Consider the following 16806-nt stretch of genomic DNA (forward strand, 5'->3'; position numbering starts at 1 on the left):
CGGCAACTGTTAATCCGTGATGTTACTTACCACAGAGTAGTTGCTGATGAGCGGAGCGATGATTTGCAGGAATTTGCCAAGCTCAGCAGTCGGATGGTTCGAAACGAACAGGATGTCCTTGTCCCGCATTTCGAATTTCTGCGACATGAAGAAGCCCTTCGGATCGCGAAGGCTCAGTTTGTAGACAAGAGGAACGCTCTGACCCGTCAACTTGTCCGCGAGAAGAGGCTTGAGCTTTCGCACAAGCGCGGCATCTTCGAAGCGGAACAGGAACACACCGTTTGCGTCCGCACGATCATCCCGCAAACCACCCACCGTCGCCAGGGCCTCGGCCATCGTGACGGTTTTCGTCTTGAACGGAACGAGCTGGTTTGCCTTGAGGGCACCGAAAGCAGAGAAAGTACGCGGGCGATGCGACAGGAGAATGTTGTCGTTCGGCGCGATCAGAACGTTGTTTTCCGGATAGTCGATCAGGTCTTCCAGACGCGTGGTACCGGCGCGGTTGCCGCGCTTCAGCGTAACCACGGTCTCATAGGTCGCGTCGCGCGCGCCACCTGCCTGTGCAACGAGGTCAAGCAGGCGAGTATTTCGCAGTGGCAGCGGATAAACGCCCGGCTTGGCGACATCGCCGACGACAACCGCGGTTGAGCTCAGTTTGTCTCTGAGGGAAATCAGGACCTGTGGCTCAACGGCCTTGCCAACGAGTTTCTGCTGCACCGACTGGCGCAAGCCCTCAATGCTGAGGCCTGCTGCCCGTATACGGCCAGCGTACGGCACAAAGATATAGCCGCTCTCGTCAACAACGGATGGAATGTTGCTCGACCCGCCACCGCCACTGCTGAACAGGCCGTCCGGCGACGCTTCCCAGATAGTGACATTCAGCGTGTCGCCAACGCCGAGGAGCGTTGAAGACCCGCCACTTCCAACTCCGTGGAACTGGTTGGCGAAAGCAAGTGGGCGGTAATTCTTGATAGTGTCAATGTTGGACGGCTCGACAACGACGACGGTGTAATCACCCGTCTGTGCACTGTTTTCGACATCTTGCGACGAAATATTTATCGCAGCCGGGCCCTCGCCCGGCAGGGCGGAGCACCCAAACAGAACTCCGGCAGCCGCCAATACTGACAAAAAACGCATTAGTACCCAATCCACCCAAATTGCTGCCAAGTCTGGTAACACCCTCTTGCAAGGTTGTCCAAGACGCATCGCAGCTTTCCCCGGGAGAAACCTCCCAGCTGTGACTTTGCTGTAACACTACACCGTCTTTTCCTAGTGAATTGATAAATTTCCAATTTATCGTCTTCTGTTCGGCATGTGAGCGTCGATAATCGAATTCAGCGTCAGAGCTTCCAACATCTGTCTTCGGGGTATCTTATGACCGCCAGCAACCGGCATAACGACATTAAAAACACTAAAATTCTCTCGTCAGAATTAACAATCTGGCTGCGGGATTCGGCCTTGCCGCTCTGGTCAACTGCCGGTATCGACTCGCAAACAAAAACCAGTCTTGACGTTATCGACCTCAATACTGGTGCCGGCCTTCATGTCACGCGGCGCGCGCGGGTCGTGAGCAGGCAGATCTATTCCTTTCTGGAAGGCAAGAAGCTCGGGTGGACGGGACCAGCCGAGGAATTAGCGGCCGAACTTTATGGCTGGTACACCAGCACTTTCCTGATGCCGGACGGACACTACGCCTCTTGTGTTGACATGAATAACACAGTCACAGACACGAGTTTCGACCTCTACAATCAGTCTTTTTCCCTCTTTGGCTTCGCCAAGCTGGCAGCGGATCTTCCCGCCTGTAAAACCAGCGCAAGCGAACACGCCGACAAGCTGCTGGACCATCTGATGACGGCCTATCGTCATCCGGAAGCAGGATTTCAAGAAGCCTCTCCCGCGAAGAAACCGCTTTGCTCCAATCCGCACATGCACATGTTCGAAGCGTGCCTCGCATGGGAAAAAGTCTCTTCGGATACGGCCTGGGCAGACCTTGCTGATGAAATCGCCGAACTTGCCTTGACGCGTTTCATCGACCCGGTTTCAGGCGGGCTTCGAGAATTCTTCAACAGCGACTGGACCCCGTTTGACGGTGACAAGGGCCGTGTCATGGAGCCCGGTCACCAGTTCGAATGGGCCTGGCTCCTGACAAGATGGGGGCAATCGAGAATGGATGCGGGCGCCCTGATTGCAGCGCGGCGCCTCTATGACATTGCATGGACCTACGGCATAGATGAAAGCCGCGGTGTCGCCTTCATGGCCTTGAACGACGATTTTTCCGTCCGTGACCCCATGGCACGCCTGTGGGGACAGACGGAATGGATCAAGGCCGCCGTCGCTCTGGCAGAAGTTTCAACCGGCGCGGAAAGGGATGCCTACCTGTCGGATATTCCGGAAGCCGTCCAGGCACTGAAGGTCTATTTTGCAGATGTCCCCGCCGGCTTGTGGCGAGACAAGCTTTCTCCCAACGGAACCTTTGTCGATGAACCCGCACCGGCAAGTTCGCTCTATCACATCGTTTGCGCCATCTCGGAACTTCACGATTTCGCAGAATCACTTTGACCGGGCAGTCCGCGTCAAAAAGGCGTGCATGGCGAAACCAGAGCAGTAAAAGACGCATTCGGCCTTTTTCATTTCGATACAGAGCTCTATAGCTTGTCGCCGGTTTAAGAAGACGTGCGACCAATGAGGAGGCCGAATGCCCAAGGCTCAGATCATCGATGGCAAGGCTATCGCGGAAAGTGTCAGGCAAGAAATCACCAACCGGGCAGCCAAACTGCTGGAAACCAGCGGCAAACGCCCTGGTCTGGCGGTCGTCCTGGTGGGTGAGGATCCTGCCAGCCAGGTCTACGTACGCAACAAGGACAAGGCTGCCGAAGCTTGCGGTTTTCACTCCGTGAAACACACACTCGCTGCCGACACCAGCGAGGACGCTGTGCTGGCACTTGTCGACCAGCTTAACAACGACCCTGATATTCACGGAATTCTGGTGCAGCTGCCTTTGCCGGGACATATCGACGAGAGCAAGGTGCTGCGCCTCATCCGTCCGGAAAAGGATGTCGACGGTTTCCATCCTGTCAATGTTGGACTGCTGACTGCCGGAGAACGGGACAGTGCGCTGGTGCCCTGCACACCTGCCGGTAGTCTGGTGCTGTTGAAGCGCACACTCGGCGACACGCTCTCGGGTCTCAACGCAGTCGTGGTGGGCCGATCCAACATCGTCGGCAAACCCATGGCGAGCCTTCTGCTTCAGGAAAGCTGCACTGTCACGATCGCTCACAGCCGCACAAGAGACCTGCCGGACGTCGTGCGTTCCGCGGACATTGTCGTCGCGGCGGTCGGTCGGCCGGAGATGATCAAGGGCGATTGGATCAAACCGGGCGCGACCGTTATCGATGTCGGCATCAACCGAATCCCGGCTCCGGATCTGGGTGAAGGCAAGGCTCGCCTGGTTGGCGATGTGAACTTTGCAGAAGCAGCAGAGGTTGCAGGAGCCATAACTCCGGTTCCCGGCGGTGTTGGTCCGATGACGATTGCCATGCTGATGGTCAACACCTTGACGGCTGCTCGCCGTCTGCTTGACCTCCCGGAGGAAGAAGCGCTTTTTTGAGTAATAACCGGCCGGCACGAAAGCGCGCGCAAGAATACTTTCGCGCGTTCTGTCGGCACATTCACTAAAGTCTTGTGCCACCTTCTCTCTTGAACTCGTTCCGGCGCCATGGTCTATCGTGTTTGTATTCGCTTAACCATGGCCCTTTAAGGTGCGTAACGTAGGGGCTGCAAACGCAGATGGTTGAATTGCGCTGTTATCAGATGCAATTCGGCTGACCAATTAAACAGGCGGCAGTGAGTGAAGGGTCTACCGTCTTGCAAGTCCGGCAGGTTCGCCGGCAAGCGTTTCAACGCATTTTCCTCATTGGCAGCCTGGTTGGCTGGCGGTGTTTCTTTTGTTGCCTTGCGCCCGGCTGGTGCTGGGTTGGCCTGTGCCCTTCTTCTTGCTGCTCCCCTTCCCGCAAATTCCTTTGAAATATTCGGCTGGAAGTTTTTCGAATCGGCGGAAGACGAAGCCAACGCTGTTCCCGATCCCCTGCCCTACGAGGCAGACCTGACAATCTCCAATGGTGCGGATGATCTCACCAAGGAATTGAAAGACGCCTCGCTGCTGGTACAGCAACAGGAAAAGCCTCCCTCCGGCGAGGCAGGCCTGCTCGCACGCTCTCTTTCTGATCGCGAACGGCTGATCGCCCAGCTTTATGCCGATGGCCGCTACGGTGGAACTGTCGATATCACGCTTGCAGGCATTCCGCTTGAAACCGCTCTTGAACAAAGTGATTTGCCTGACGCTCGGCCGGTGAAGGTTGAGATCCTGGTCAATCCGGGGCCGGTCTTCACCTTCAGCAATATCGACGTTTCGTCCCAGGACGGCGATCTGTCCACCGACCCGTCCTTCTGGGGCCTCGCGAAAGGCGAGGTTGCTGCTTCCGGCAAGATCCTGACGGCGGAAAAGCGCATGATCGCGGTTCTGCGAGATCGCGGGTATCCTAAGGCGCGGATCGCTGAACGCCGGATAACGGCGGACCATAGCACCAATACCCTCGCCGTGGTGCTGATCGCCGATGCCGGCCATCAGGCACGTTTCGGCCCGGTCTCGGTCAAAGGTACGGAAGTCACTGACCCGGATTTCGTCGTGCAGCAGGCAATGCTTCCGGTCGGAGGCGTCTATTCGCCTGAAGACCTGGCCCGTGCACGCAAACGGCTCAACGAACTCGGCATCTTCTCGTCCATCCGGCTCGTGGAAGGCGAAATCGAAGGGCCAGACGGCACCATGCCGGTCACCATCGAGGTGAGCGAGCGCAAGCGCCACGTGATCGGTGCCGGTGCTTCCTGGTCCAGTACCGAGGGCTTTGGTGTCGAATCCTATTGGCGCAGAAGAAATCTCTTCGGCCGGGGAGAATTGCTCTCTGTTGAAGGGTCCGTTGGCAGGATCGGCAACGAGAGCGTCCTCGACATGGAGTACTCGGCGCGGATCGCCTTTGAAAAGCCAGGCGTTTTCGGCCCGCTTACCAGCTTTTCGACCAGCCTGCAGGCACGCCAGGAACATCCTGACGCCTACAAGAGCCGGTCGATTACCTATGACGCCTATCTCAACAGGGAATTTTCCGAGCAGCTGAAAGGCCGCGCGGGCGCCGAGGTCTTTTACGCCAATGAAGAAGACGCCTTCGGCGATGGCGACTATCTGCTGGTTGGACTGCCGGCGGACCTGACCTTCGACAACCGTGATGACAAGCTCAATCCGTCCAAGGGGATTTTCGCTGCCCTGTTTGCAGAGCCCGCTTACGATACCCTGAACAGCAACGCGATGGGTTTCATCAAAGGCACTGTTTCCAGTTACTATGCGCTCGATCAGGCCAAGCGTTTCATTCTTGCGGGCCGCGTCTCCACAGGGTCGATCCTGGCGCCGTCCGTGGAATCGGTTCCCGCCAGCCGGCGGTTCATCGCCGGTGGTGGCGGGTCCATCCGGGGCTACGCCTATCGCAACGTCGGTCCACGCAAGGATGGTGAAGTTACCGGTGGACGCTCAATTATCGAGCTTTCCGGTGAAGTTCGCGTCATGGTAACCGAAACCATTGGAATCGTTGGATTTGTTGATGCAGGTAATGCATACGAAGACAGCATTCCTGATTTTTCCGAGAGCCTGAAGGTGGGCGTTGGCGCTGGTCTGCGCTACTTTACTCCAATAGGCCCGCTTCGAGTCGATGCTGCGGTGCCGCTGGATCCGGGACAGGATGACCCGGACTTCGCCCTTTATGTAGGTTTGAGCCAGGCGTTCTAACGCAGATGCGTTTTCTGAAACTTTCCTTGCGAATCTTCGGATTCCTGATCGCGGTTGCGATTGCTGTTCCCGTCCTCGCCCTTTGTGCCCTGCAAGTGCCGGCGGGCCGCACCTTTGTGTCCAGCGTCGTCAGCACGCTTGCCTCGTCCGACAATCAGTCCATCACGATCGAAGATTTGTACATCAGCTTTGGGCTGAAGGCTGAAGTCGGCAAGGTCTCCCTGGCCGACAAGGAAGGAACCTGGCTGAACGTCGAGAACATTGCCGCCGACTGGCATCCCATGCGGCTCCTTGCCGGCAATCTCGATATTTCTTCTCTCACCGCATCCCGGATAGATCTGGAAAGAACACCTGTCCAGCCACCGGCTGAAGAGGTGGCAGTGACCGAGGAGAGCAGCTCATCGGGCGGTGTATCGCTGCCATTTAACGTCACTCTCGAACGTCTGGGCCTTGACGAAATCAACCTCGGTGCTCCCCTGCTGGGAGTACCTGTCTCCCTGACGGCCGCAGGATCGGGCTCTTTCGCGCTCGACCCGGCACTTGTCACTGCCGATCTCGACCTGCACCGGATCGACGGCATAGAAGCCGGTCTTCTGGCCAAGGCACGGTTTGAACCCGCCGCCGAAACGCTTGCCTTCGATATTGAAGTGTCCGAACCGCGCGGGGGCCTTGCAGCACGTCTTCTTGAAGTTCCCGACCTGCCCGCGCTGGATCTGTCGCTCAAAGGTGATGGTCCCCTGACCGACTGGGCAGCGAACCTGAGTGTGGCTCTCGATGGCAGGACCACCGTCACCGGTTCGGCAAAAATCGAGGAAAATGCATCCGAACGGAATCTGGCCTTCGATCTGGACGGCGATCTCGCGCCACTTGCACCTCCCGCGGCACAAGCCTTTCTGCTCGGAACGACAAATGCCAAAGGAGCTGCCAGGTTCTCTACGGAGTTCGCCCCTCTTTCGGCCAACCTGACCTTGAAAACACAAACGCTTTCTCTGGAAGCAAAGGCCGATCTTGAGAACGATGCCGTCAACGCCACGGCGGATCTTGCCGTAAGTGCCGGGAATGACGCGCTGATTGCGCTCGACCTTGGCGAGAGGCGCATTGCCTTCGGTCCGTTGACCGGAACGGTACGTGTTTCCGGACAACGCTCCGCGGTCGACTGGCAAACCAAGATTGACCTGAAGTCACTGCAGACAACGGAAGCCAGGACTGGCGCCATCACTCTGACGTCCTTCGGAAATGGAGCAGATCTCTCCGAAGGAACGCTGACGTCACCCTTCTCGCTGTCGCTCGCCATTGACAGGCTGGAAGGCATTACCCCGCAAACAGAGCCTTTGACCGGTTCACTTGAATTGAAGGCTACAGGCGCCGTGAACGGCTCAACCCAATCGGCCGAGATCAAGGATCTGACCCTTTCAACCGCTGTCGCCTCGCTTGCTCTGTCGGACACGAACCTGTCAGCCGACGCTGTCAACGGATCGGGCAGGCTTTCGCTTGCCGACCTTTCCCGTCTGTCGGGCCTGGCAGGCCGCGATCTGGCCGGTGCTTTGAACGGAACATTTTCGCTGGATCTTGATCCAAGCCAGCTGTCGGGCACGATCACCAGCGCTCTCGTCACCAGGGATGTCGGGACGGCAATTCCTCAGGCCGACGCGCTTCTTGAAGGTGAAACACGCATCGACGTGTCTGTCGATCTTCAAGGCGTGGACGATATTTCCGTCACCAGTCTCGCTGTTTCGAACAAGGCGCTGGATGCGAAAGGGAATGCCCGTTACCGGCAGAACGAACTGAGTTCCAGCCTGACGACCAGCCTTGCCGATCTCGCAAAGGTCGATCCGCAACTTGCCGGCTCGCTGGAACTCGAAGCGAGCACGGAAGGTCCGATCGACGCGCTTGAAGTGCAGGCGGTTGCCTCTTCAAAGCAGATCATGCTTGCAGGCACACCACTGGATGACTTGAAACTTTCTGCAGAGGCAACGGCCAACCCAGCCGCGCCTACAGCCAAGATTACCAGCAGTGCCAGCCTGAACGGCCAACCCATTGCCGTTGATGTCGAGCTTACCAGCAAAGACGGTGGGGCGAGTGTCAGCCCGCTTTCCGTCAAACTGGCCGGCAACACCGTGACCGGTGAACTTTCTCTGGTAGATCTCGACAAGCCTGTTGAAACGCTCAAGGGCACGTTGAACATCGATGCTCCGGACCTTGCCTCGCTCTCTCCGCTCCTTCTGACGGAAATCGCCGGACGTGTTCAAGGCACAGTGACAGCCAATCCGGAAACGCGGCAACTCGCTCTTAACGTTACCGGAAGCGATATCAGCGTGCCCGCAGTTAGTCTCGGCAGCGTGAAGCTCAAGGCCAATCTTACTGCCCCTTACGAGCCGGAGACCGTTACTGCGGACATTCAGCTGTCAGACATCCTGACAGATGCGACACCGGTTCATGCGGTCAGCCTTCAGGCCCAGCCTCAAAACGGCGGCACCGCAATCACGGCGGACGTCAAGCTGGACAAGAACGGCAAGGATGGCGTGACGCTTGCAGCGCAGGTGAACGAACCGGAAGCTGGCTCCTACGTCGTCGCCCTGTCCGAGCTTGCCATGCGATATCAGGGTATCGCCAGCCAGTTGAAGCAGCCGACAACCATTTCCTATGCGGCCGGTGAAGCGACGATCGAACCACTGGAGCTTCAGCTTGGCAATGGCTCACTTGCGGTGTCCGGCAAGGCCGGCGAGACGCTTGACCTGAACGCCAACCTGACATCCATTCCGCTCAATCTTGCCAACGCCTTTGTCCCCTCGCTTGGTCTCGGCGGTGCTCTTTCCGGGAAAGTGTCTGCCACAGGCAGCTCATCGGCTCCCGAAGCGACCTGGTCGATCTCCGGAACGGGTTTGACGGCAAACGAGTTGCGAAACAACGGTCTGGCCGCGCTCAGTCTGTCGACCTCAGGCACATTGAAGGATAACCGGATCGACCAGACGACCAAGGTCAGCGATCCGAATGGACTGAACCTCACGGCTGCGGGAACGGTCGGGCTGAAGAAACCCAATCCGATTGCTCTTACCCTGAATGGCAACGTGCCGACTGCGGCTCTCAGACGCCCCATGATCGAGGCAGGTTTGCGCGGTGAAGGTACAATCGCCCTGAGCGGCAATGTCGGCGGTTCGGCGGCAGCCCCCACTTACCAGATCACCGCCACGCCCAACGGTTTGAAGATCACCAGCCTGTCGACGGGTATCACTGTTCAGAACATTCGCGGCACGGCTTCTGTCAGCCAGAACGAAGCGTCGCTGAACGGCATTGCCGGTGACCTTGCGACGGGCGGCTCCATGTCTGCGTCAGGCACTGTTGGCATGAAGGACGGATTTCCGGCGGATCTCAGCCTGAAACTGGACAATGGGCGCTACGTCGATCCTGGCCTGGTGACTGCGGAAGTGGATGCGGATCTCAAGGTTTCCGGTCCGCTTGCTTCTACCAGCGCATCTGCCCTTATCAGCGGTCAGGTATCGATCAACAAGGCGGACGTCTCAATTCCCGAGTATCTGCCCGGTGCGATACCTCCCGTTGACGTTCGGCATATCAATGCTTCCAAGGCGATCCAGCAGCAGGTTGCAGAACTTGGTGGCGAAGTCTCCCAAACACAGACCCAGCAAAAGACCTTCCCGCCGCGTCTGGACATCGTCCTGTCCGCACCGGGACGGATCTTCATTCGCGGTCGTGGTCTTGATGCGGAACTACAGGGCAATCTCAAGATCGTCGGCACAACGGCCTCGCCGCAGGCAATCGGTGCTTTCGGACTGAAGCGTGGCCAGCTCGACATTCTCACACGCCGCTTGATCTTCTCTCGCGGCAACGCCACTTTCGAGGGCTCACTGACGCCTGTCCTCGACTTTGCGGCAACGACAGTCGTGAGCGACACCACCATCACCGTTACCGTGAGCGGCGAGGCAGACGATCCCCAGATCGCGTTCTCCTCGTCTCCCGAACTTCCGCAAGATGAAGTTCTGGCACTGCTTCTGTTCGGCAAGAGCGTCGGCAACCTGTCGCCCACACAGGTGGCACGGCTTGCGGCGGCCATAGCCACCCTCACCGGGGGCAGCGACAACGGACCTCTTGCCACGATCCGGAAGTCTCTGGGCCTGGATGCCATCGACATCAACACGGACGGGGACAACGGCCCTTCGGTCGCTGTCGGAAAATACATCAATGACAACATCTACGTCGGCGTTGAACAAGGCACGGGTACCGGTTCCAGCCGGGTGAAGGTCGACATTGATCTGGACCGCGGACTGAAGGTCCGTGGTGAAGTCGGTGCGGACGGATCTTCTAAGGCCGGTATCTTTTTTGAACGCGAGTATTGAGCCCACTCCCGTTCCCGGCAAATCTGACAGGGGCGAAGCGTGTAGCCGCCGCTGGAAACCGCGATTGCGACAAATTGCCCGCCAACGGTTGCGGTGCACTTGTGTCTCGTGCGAGTGTGCCCGCCATGACCAAACAATTTATGAGAAATACTCCGTCCCATCCGGAGGAAACCGTTTTTTCGGTGACGGAGACAGCCGTGAATGACGGGGGTGCAATCATGTCGGTGAACAGCAGTGACTACACTCTGGGTGAACGGATCTGCAAGGCGCGTGATGCCTCCAATCTTTCGACCGCCCAGCTTGCACGCCGGCTGGGCATCAAGACATCCACTCTGCAGAGCTGGGAAAGTGACCGGTCCGAGCCGCGTTCCAACAAGCTCGTTTTGCTTGCCGGTATCTTGAATGTAAGCCCGACGTGGCTGCTGGTTGGCCGGGGGACACCGCCGGTTTCGGAAAGCAGCACGACCTCCGATCTCGACAGCATGCGTGTTGCCCTCGACAGGGTTCAACGCCAGGCTCAGGCACTTGCCGACGAGATTGCCACGCTACAGGATCGTCTTGAAGGCTGATCCATTTCGCTGAATGACCAATCTTCTTGTAACGGCCGCCAATAAAAAGGTGGCCGCCAATAAAAAGGTGGCCGTTTTCAAACGTGTGATTTGCTTGGCTCAAAATTCTGCAAAGCAATGGGACTGGTGTCCTTCGGCGCAGGCGTTTAGTGCATCATCCGCTTCCCCGCCCCTCTTGGGTCGCCAGACCGTGGCCTGACTGCTTGTTTGTCTGCCTACTATTTTCCGGCACAGTACGTTTGGCCGGGAAAAGCGCTTGCCAGACCTCGCGCCTCCCCCCTATCTCTAGGTCAACGATTTCCTGGCCGGAATCGAGCGAAGGCCCGAAAGCTGGACCCTCCAGCCTTTCTGGCTCCGCTCCTCGCGTTCGTCAGAATGCACTCTCTGCCGGGCGATCCGTCAGACCAACAGCGTCTGCCCCTCTCACGGTTCAGGAAACTACCCATGTCATTGAATGCTGCACTCTTGAAGGAAAAAGTGTTTATCGGCGGAGCATGGAGCGATGCGGACAGCGGACAGACCGTCGCCGTAACCAACCCTGCGACCGGAGAGACGATCGGAACCGTTCCCTTTTGCGGGCGTCCTGAAACCGCAAGGGCGATTGCGGCTGCCGAGGCCGCGCTTCCCGCCTGGAAAGCGCTGACGGCGGAGGCACGGGCCAATCATATGCACGCTCTCTGCGATGCCATCATGGCCGACCTGGACGACCTAGCCACCCTCCTGACCACGGAAATGGGCAAGCCGCTTGCAGAAGCCAAAGGCGAGATTGCGCTTGGAGTGAAATACATCCGTTTCTTTGCCGAGGAAGGCAAACGGGTTTATGGCGACACCATCCCCTCGCCCTGGGCAGACCGCCGCATTCTGGTGACCAAGGAACCTGTCGGGGTCGTCGGCTCGATCACTCCCTGGAATTTTCCGAATTCGATGATTGCCCGCAAGCTTGGCGCAGCCCTGGCCTCCGGCTGCACAATGGTGATGAAGCCTGCCGAATTCACCCCTTATTCAGCGCTGGTCTACGGCGTGATGGCAGAAAAGTCCGGTCTTCCCAAGGGCGTGATCAACATCATCACAGGTGACGCTCCGGCGATTGGCGAGGAGATGTGCGAGAACCCCGTGCTGCGGAAACTGACGTTCACCGGTTCAACCCGTGTCGGCAAGCTGCTGGCCGGGAATGCAGGCCGCAACATGAAAAAGATCTCCATGGAGCTCGGCGGCAACGCCCCCTTTATCGTTTTCGACGATGCCGACCTCGACAAGGCCGTCGAAGGAGCAATTGCCAGCAAGTTCCGCAACTCCGGACAGACCTGTGTCTGTGCCAACAGGCTCTATGTGCAGGCAGGCGTCTACGACGCTTTTGCCCAGAAGCTGAAGGACGCGATGGCGGCGCAGCTGAAGGTCGGCAACGGTCTTGAAGCCGGAACGACCCAAGGCCCGCTGATCAACGAAGCTGCGGTCGAAAAGGTCGCCGATCACGTGCAGGATGCGCTGTCCAAGGGTGGTGAACTGATTACAGGCGGACACCGCCCCAACGGCCCGGGAACGTTTTTCGAGCCGACACTGATCACCAAGGCGACGTCCGATATGAAAGTGGCGCGCGAAGAAACCTTTGGCCCGCTTGCCGTTCTGTTCAAGTTCGACACTGAAGAAGAAGCGGTGCGACTTGCCAATGACACCGAATTCGGCCTCGCCTGCTACTTCTATACCAAGGATCTTGGCCGCACCTTCCGCGTCATGGAACAGCTTCAGTACGGTCTTGTCGGGGTCAACGAAGGCGTCATCACGACAGAGGTTGCTCCCTTTGGCGGCGTCAAGGACAGCGGCATGGGCAACGAAGGCTCGAAGTACGGCCTGGACGATTATCTGAACGTGAAATACAGCTGCATCGGCGGCCTCGGCATGTAATTGCCTTGCGTCCCGGCCCAACGCCGGGACGCATTACGCTGCGTTGAGCAGTGTCGACTGGAGATTGGCGGAACTCATGGGGCGCCCGAAAAGGTAGCCCTGACCGTACTTGCAGCCCAGTTCGCGAAGCCGCTCTGCCTGTTCACCGGTTTCGATGCCCTCGACGATGACGGACATTCCATAGCCCTTCGCCATATGCAGCACTGCCTCGATCACGGAGATGTCCTGTTTGCTGGCGATCGACTGGCGAACAAATGTCTTGTCGAGCTTGATCTTCGAGAACGGATACCTGGGCAGGTAGCCGAGTGAAGAATAGCCGGTCCCGAAGTCGTCCAGTGAGAAGCTGCAGCCGAACGCCCGCATTTCTTCCATGGCAAACTTCAGATCGAGCGTTTCATCGATGAACAGGGATTCCGTGATTTCCAGATCAAGTAGGTCCGAAGGAAAGCCCGTTCTTTGCAGTGCCTCGCCGACAGTGGCAACAAGATTGCCGCGACTGAACTGTATGGCCGACACATTGATGGACAGACGGAGGTGGCTCGACCAGGTCAGCGCTTCCTTCATTCCCCTGTTCAGTGCCCAGGCACCCAATTCCACGATATAACCATTCTCCTCGGCAATCGGAACAAACTCGGCGGGCGAGATCGGCCCCAGTTCCCGATGGTCCCATCGCAGCAAGGCTTCAACACCGAAGATCGACCGGTCGGCCAGGTTGGTGAGTGGCTGATAGACCATGTGCAGCTCGTCACGGACGATTGCCTTGAAGAGTTCCGTCTCCAGTTGGCGCCGGCGCTGCAGCGCTGCGTCCATCTCCGGCAGAAAACGCAGGACCGGCGACCGATTGTTTCGCCGGACTTTTGCCAGGGCATTGCCGGATTTCTTCAAAAGATGCTCGGGTGTCATGTCCCCACTGGAAACGATGTACCCGAACTTGAGCTGCACCGAGATCCTGGCGCCTTCGATCTTGTAGTCCTCGCCGATCACTTCCTGAAGTGACTCGATCAGCGCCAGATCCTGATCCGGCTCACAGCGAAATACGCCTGCAAAAACATCTGTTGTAATGGCTGCCCATGTCGTGCGAGCGGAAAGATGGCTTTTCAGACGCATCGCGACCGTTTCACGAAGCTGATCACCGTAGGAAAATCCGAGCGAAGCAACGATCTGATCGAAATTGGCAATTGCGAACTGAACCAGACATACTTCCTGGCCTGTGCCGCGAGCCAGCTTAAGCGTTGCGGCAACTTCTTCTTCAAAACCGTTCCGGTTGAAAAGCCCGGTGCTTGGATCGAACCGTGCGAGATAAGCAAGGCGTTCCGCGGATTCCTTTTCTTCCGTCACATCCCGACATGTCAGACAGGCGACCGCTTCGGTTTCCATATCGCGCAGTTTCTTCGATTTCGCGATCGTGCGTTCAGAGCGCGTGACAACATATTCGATAAACCGGCGTCTTCCGTCGTCCAGGCGCATGTCCAGGATCTTGGCCACCGGCTGACGGTTTCCAGGGTCGGCAAGCACTGACAAAGCTTCTTCAACCAGCTCCAGCGGCAGTACATTCCTGGCAGGCTTACCAACAAGAGCATCGCTTTGGAACAATGATCGGGCCATTTGGCTTGCAGCGGAGACACGACCGTCATTCTGAACGACAACGATTGCATCAAAGCTGTCGTCGAAGACAAGTCCGAGCATACGCTCGCTGTTGCGGCGTCTGACGTTGGCGATGTGTGAGAGGAATTTGTGAAAGCCCAGTTCCCGCAAGATGATGCTTGCGGCTGCCAAAAGCAGAATGAGATGCGAACTTGCGGTCGGCACAAGAACGGGAGCCGACTTCTGGATGGCAATGGCACCAATTTCAAACATGATCGCACAGAGTGCCAGAATGCTGATCTTGAGGGACCAGCCTTCGATTTTCGTCAGAAGCAGAGCGAAGAAAACAAGGAGTGCCCACAGGACCGCAATCCCCTCACCCCTGACTTCCATGGCCCTGTTCTGCAACAGCGTTTCGGCGCCGAGAGCCTGGATTACACTTCCCGGCAAGACATCGTAGACGGGAACAGGAAACAGGTCACGAAGCTCCTGCGCACTTGCTCCGACGATCACCTTCTTGTCCAGAAACAGACCTGGGGCCGCTGACTTGTTCAGGACATCAACGAGCGATACCCGCTCCATCTGTTCCAGTGAGATACTGTAATCAATGCCAAAACCTCCGGCTGCGTCTCCGGTGTACTCGCCCAGGAGAGCCGCGGCAGAGATCTCTGAATTCCCATTGATCTCGAAACCATACAGATTTCGCCAGATGCGGCTGTCGGTTTCCATCGGAACCATGACGACGACCGGCCAGGAAACATTCAGGAACTGTTCGATCGGCTGGTTGACGACTTGCCCGGCATCCTGTTCAGCCGAAGCAGCTTGCCGAAACACGGCAAGGCTGACGTTACCGGCGCGCTCGATTGCGGCTGCAAACAGCGTGTCATCTTCAGGATTGGAAGCTGAGCTGAAATCGATGTCGAATACGATGTCGCGGGCGCCCGCTTCCGCCAGATGATCTGTCAGGTCGGCATAAAGACGGCGCGGCAATGGCCATACACCGAGTTCATTCAGGCTTCTGGCATCGATATCCACGACCACGATGTCGCCGGAGACCGGTCTTTCGATCGTGTGGAAACGAAACTCCCATAGAAACCGGTCGAACGCCGTGGTCAGGGCAACCGTGCGCAGAACAGCCACAGCGGCGATCACGCCGACCACGATCAAGACCGCACTCGCTATCCGTTTCCGCTGTTCAGAGCTTCCGATCAGCACACCCACCGCCCACTTTCTCAGTCCGCACTTCAGGTGTCAGAGGCAAAGCCTTGCACCTGCGGCATCCTGATTACCGTCAATTCTTGTTTTTTCCGTTTCCGTTTCCGGAATTGCCTTTGCCGTTCCCGCCGGCATTGTTGTTGCCGCTCCCGGAATTGCCATTTCCATTGCCACCGGAATTCCCGTTGCCGTTACCACCGGAATTGCCGTTACCGTTTCCGCCTGCGTTGTTGTTACCGCTTCCGGAATTGCCATTTCCGTTGCCGCCGGAATTCCCGTTGCCGTTTCCGCCAGAATTCCCGTTGCCATTACCACCGGAATTTCCGTTGCCATTGCCGCCGGAATTGCCGTTACCGTTGCCACCGGAATTTCCGTTGCCATTGCCGCCGGAATTGTTGTTGCCTTTGCCGGCATTCCCGTTCGAGTTCGCCGATTTCGCTTCTGCTGCATTTGATGGCACGTTTTTCACGGCCGGCGTTTCGAATGCAGGCGCGCGCTTGGCTCCAGATTTTACGGTCGGTTTGGTGCGACCGCTTACAGACAGGCCAACCCGGTTCGACGGTGCACTGGCTGCAGCCTGACCGGCTGTCAGGTCCACCCTGTCGCCGGAGGCGAAATCTTCCACAGCGACGACGCCACGTTCGACGGAAACGCGTGCCTGCTTGCCCTGCACATTGACCTCAAATCGCGTACCTTTGACCACAGCGGCAAAGAACGGGGTTTCGACGGTGAAATGCGGCTGCTGCCGTTTTTCTACATCGACCTCGATCGTTCCCTTTCTCTGCAACAGTGTGGTCTTTGTTCCATTGCTGCGGAATGATGACATGGCAAAGGTGGTGTTTGGCCCAACGGCAATGGTTTCGCCGCCTCTGCCTATGAGAGCGCGGGCACCTGCCCTGGTTCCGATGGTGTAGCCTTTTTCAAACACCATGCCATTTTTGACACGGAATGCTTCCACGCCAGGCGCAACGAAATAAACGATGCCGGACACACGTTTGACGACCCAGTCCGAAGCATTCGCAGCAGCAGGAAACAGGACCAGAGCTGCAAGCAAGAGGACCCGCAGAAGTGATCCTGCTTTCCGCTCAACTGAATACATAGCGTCTTTTTTCATCTTGCTCTTCAACACGTTACGACTGAATGTCAATGCCGTGCGCAGAACCCACGGACAGGTTTATTGAGCTCTACACATCCTGTGTAGCATTTCAGCGTTTAACCCAACGTGAAGACAGGCGGAAAATATTGCCTATGCTCGTCACTAGTTGCGATAAACGACTACTTCAAAACAGAAAGGAGCTAGGTAATCTTCCGTAACATACGGAGTTACCCAGCCCGACCTCCACGACTTGCGTCC

Annotated in this window: 9 protein-coding genes; 6 read left to right on the plus strand and 3 right to left on the minus strand. The window is 57.5% G+C overall.

The window, feature by feature from the left end; all coding sequences use genetic code 11:
* Nucleotides 1-9 precede the first annotated feature (9 nt).
* Nucleotides 10-1137: a polysaccharide biosynthesis/export family protein gene (locus HCG46_RS18005; RefSeq protein ID WP_031268801.1), complete on the minus strand. Its 1128-nt coding sequence runs from the start codon at nucleotides 1135-1137 to the stop codon at nucleotides 10-12.
* A gap of 321 nt (nucleotides 1138-1458) precedes the next feature.
* Here HCG46_RS18005 and HCG46_RS18010 point away from each other — a divergent pair, with 321 nt between their 5' ends.
* The 6 genes from HCG46_RS18010 (at nucleotide 1459) to HCG46_RS18040 (ending at nucleotide 12653) form a co-directional block, all read left to right on the plus strand.
* Nucleotides 1459-2559 (plus strand): AGE family epimerase/isomerase, encoded by a 1101-nt coding sequence (locus HCG46_RS18010; RefSeq protein ID WP_286185421.1) that lies wholly within the window; start codon nucleotides 1459-1461, stop codon nucleotides 2557-2559.
* 136 nt (nucleotides 2560-2695) lie between these two features.
* On the plus strand, nucleotides 2696-3607 hold the full coding sequence (gene folD, locus HCG46_RS18015) for a bifunctional methylenetetrahydrofolate dehydrogenase/methenyltetrahydrofolate cyclohydrolase FolD (protein WP_022999442.1): 912 nt from the start codon (nucleotides 2696-2698) through the stop codon (nucleotides 3605-3607).
* Between the two features lie 240 nt (nucleotides 3608-3847).
* Entirely contained in the window at nucleotides 3848-5830 is a 1983-nt protein-coding gene (locus HCG46_RS18020) for an autotransporter assembly complex family protein (RefSeq protein ID WP_209009516.1), read from the plus strand.
* Between the two features lie 5 nt (nucleotides 5831-5835).
* Nucleotides 5836-10182 carry a translocation/assembly module TamB domain-containing protein gene (locus HCG46_RS18025; RefSeq protein WP_168686981.1) on the plus strand — a complete coding sequence of 1449 codons (4347 nt, stop codon included), beginning with the start codon at nucleotides 5836-5838 and terminating at the stop codon, nucleotides 10180-10182.
* Between the two features lie 197 nt (nucleotides 10183-10379).
* Nucleotides 10380-10751 carry a helix-turn-helix domain-containing protein gene (locus tag HCG46_RS18030; protein WP_228148044.1) on the plus strand — a complete coding sequence of 124 codons (372 nt, stop codon included), beginning with the start codon at nucleotides 10380-10382 and terminating at the stop codon, nucleotides 10749-10751.
* Nucleotides 10752-11195: 444 nt separating this feature from the next.
* The gene (locus tag HCG46_RS18040) at nucleotides 11196-12653 is read left to right on the plus strand and encodes an NAD-dependent succinate-semialdehyde dehydrogenase (RefSeq protein WP_168686983.1); all 1458 of its coding nucleotides are present in this window, start codon (nucleotides 11196-11198) and stop codon (nucleotides 12651-12653) included.
* A 33-nt stretch (nucleotides 12654-12686) separates the two neighbouring features.
* Here the strand turns inward: HCG46_RS18040 and HCG46_RS18045 are convergent, their stop codons facing one another.
* Nucleotides 12687-15452: an EAL domain-containing protein gene (locus tag HCG46_RS18045; protein WP_209009517.1), complete on the minus strand. Its 2766-nt coding sequence runs from the start codon at nucleotides 15450-15452 to the stop codon at nucleotides 12687-12689.
* A gap of 76 nt (nucleotides 15453-15528) precedes the next feature.
* Entirely contained in the window at nucleotides 15529-16566 is a 1038-nt protein-coding gene (locus tag HCG46_RS18050; protein WP_286185422.1) for a FecR family protein, read from the minus strand.
* Nucleotides 16567-16806 lie beyond the last annotated feature (240 nt).

This window comes from Labrenzia sp. PO1 (assembly GCF_012273635.1).
Taxonomy (GTDB): Bacteria; Pseudomonadota; Alphaproteobacteria; order Rhizobiales; family Stappiaceae; genus Roseibium; species Roseibium algicola.

Coding starts and splice junctions, on each gene's coding strand:
- HCG46_RS18005 (WP_031268801.1), bottom strand. CDS start 1,137: ATGCGTTTTTTGTCAGTATTGGCGGCTGCCGGAGTTCTGTTTGGGTGC.
- folD (WP_022999442.1), top strand. CDS start 2,696: ATGCCCAAGGCTCAGATCATCGATGGCAAGGCTATCGCGGAAAGTGTC.
- HCG46_RS18025 (WP_168686981.1), top strand. CDS start 5,836: ATGCGTTTTCTGAAACTTTCCTTGCGAATCTTCGGATTCCTGATCGCG.
- HCG46_RS18040 (WP_168686983.1), top strand. CDS start 11,196: ATGTCATTGAATGCTGCACTCTTGAAGGAAAAAGTGTTTATCGGCGGA.
- HCG46_RS18050 (WP_286185422.1), bottom strand. CDS start 16,566: ATGAAAAAAGACGCTATGTATTCAGTTGAGCGGAAAGCAGGATCACTT.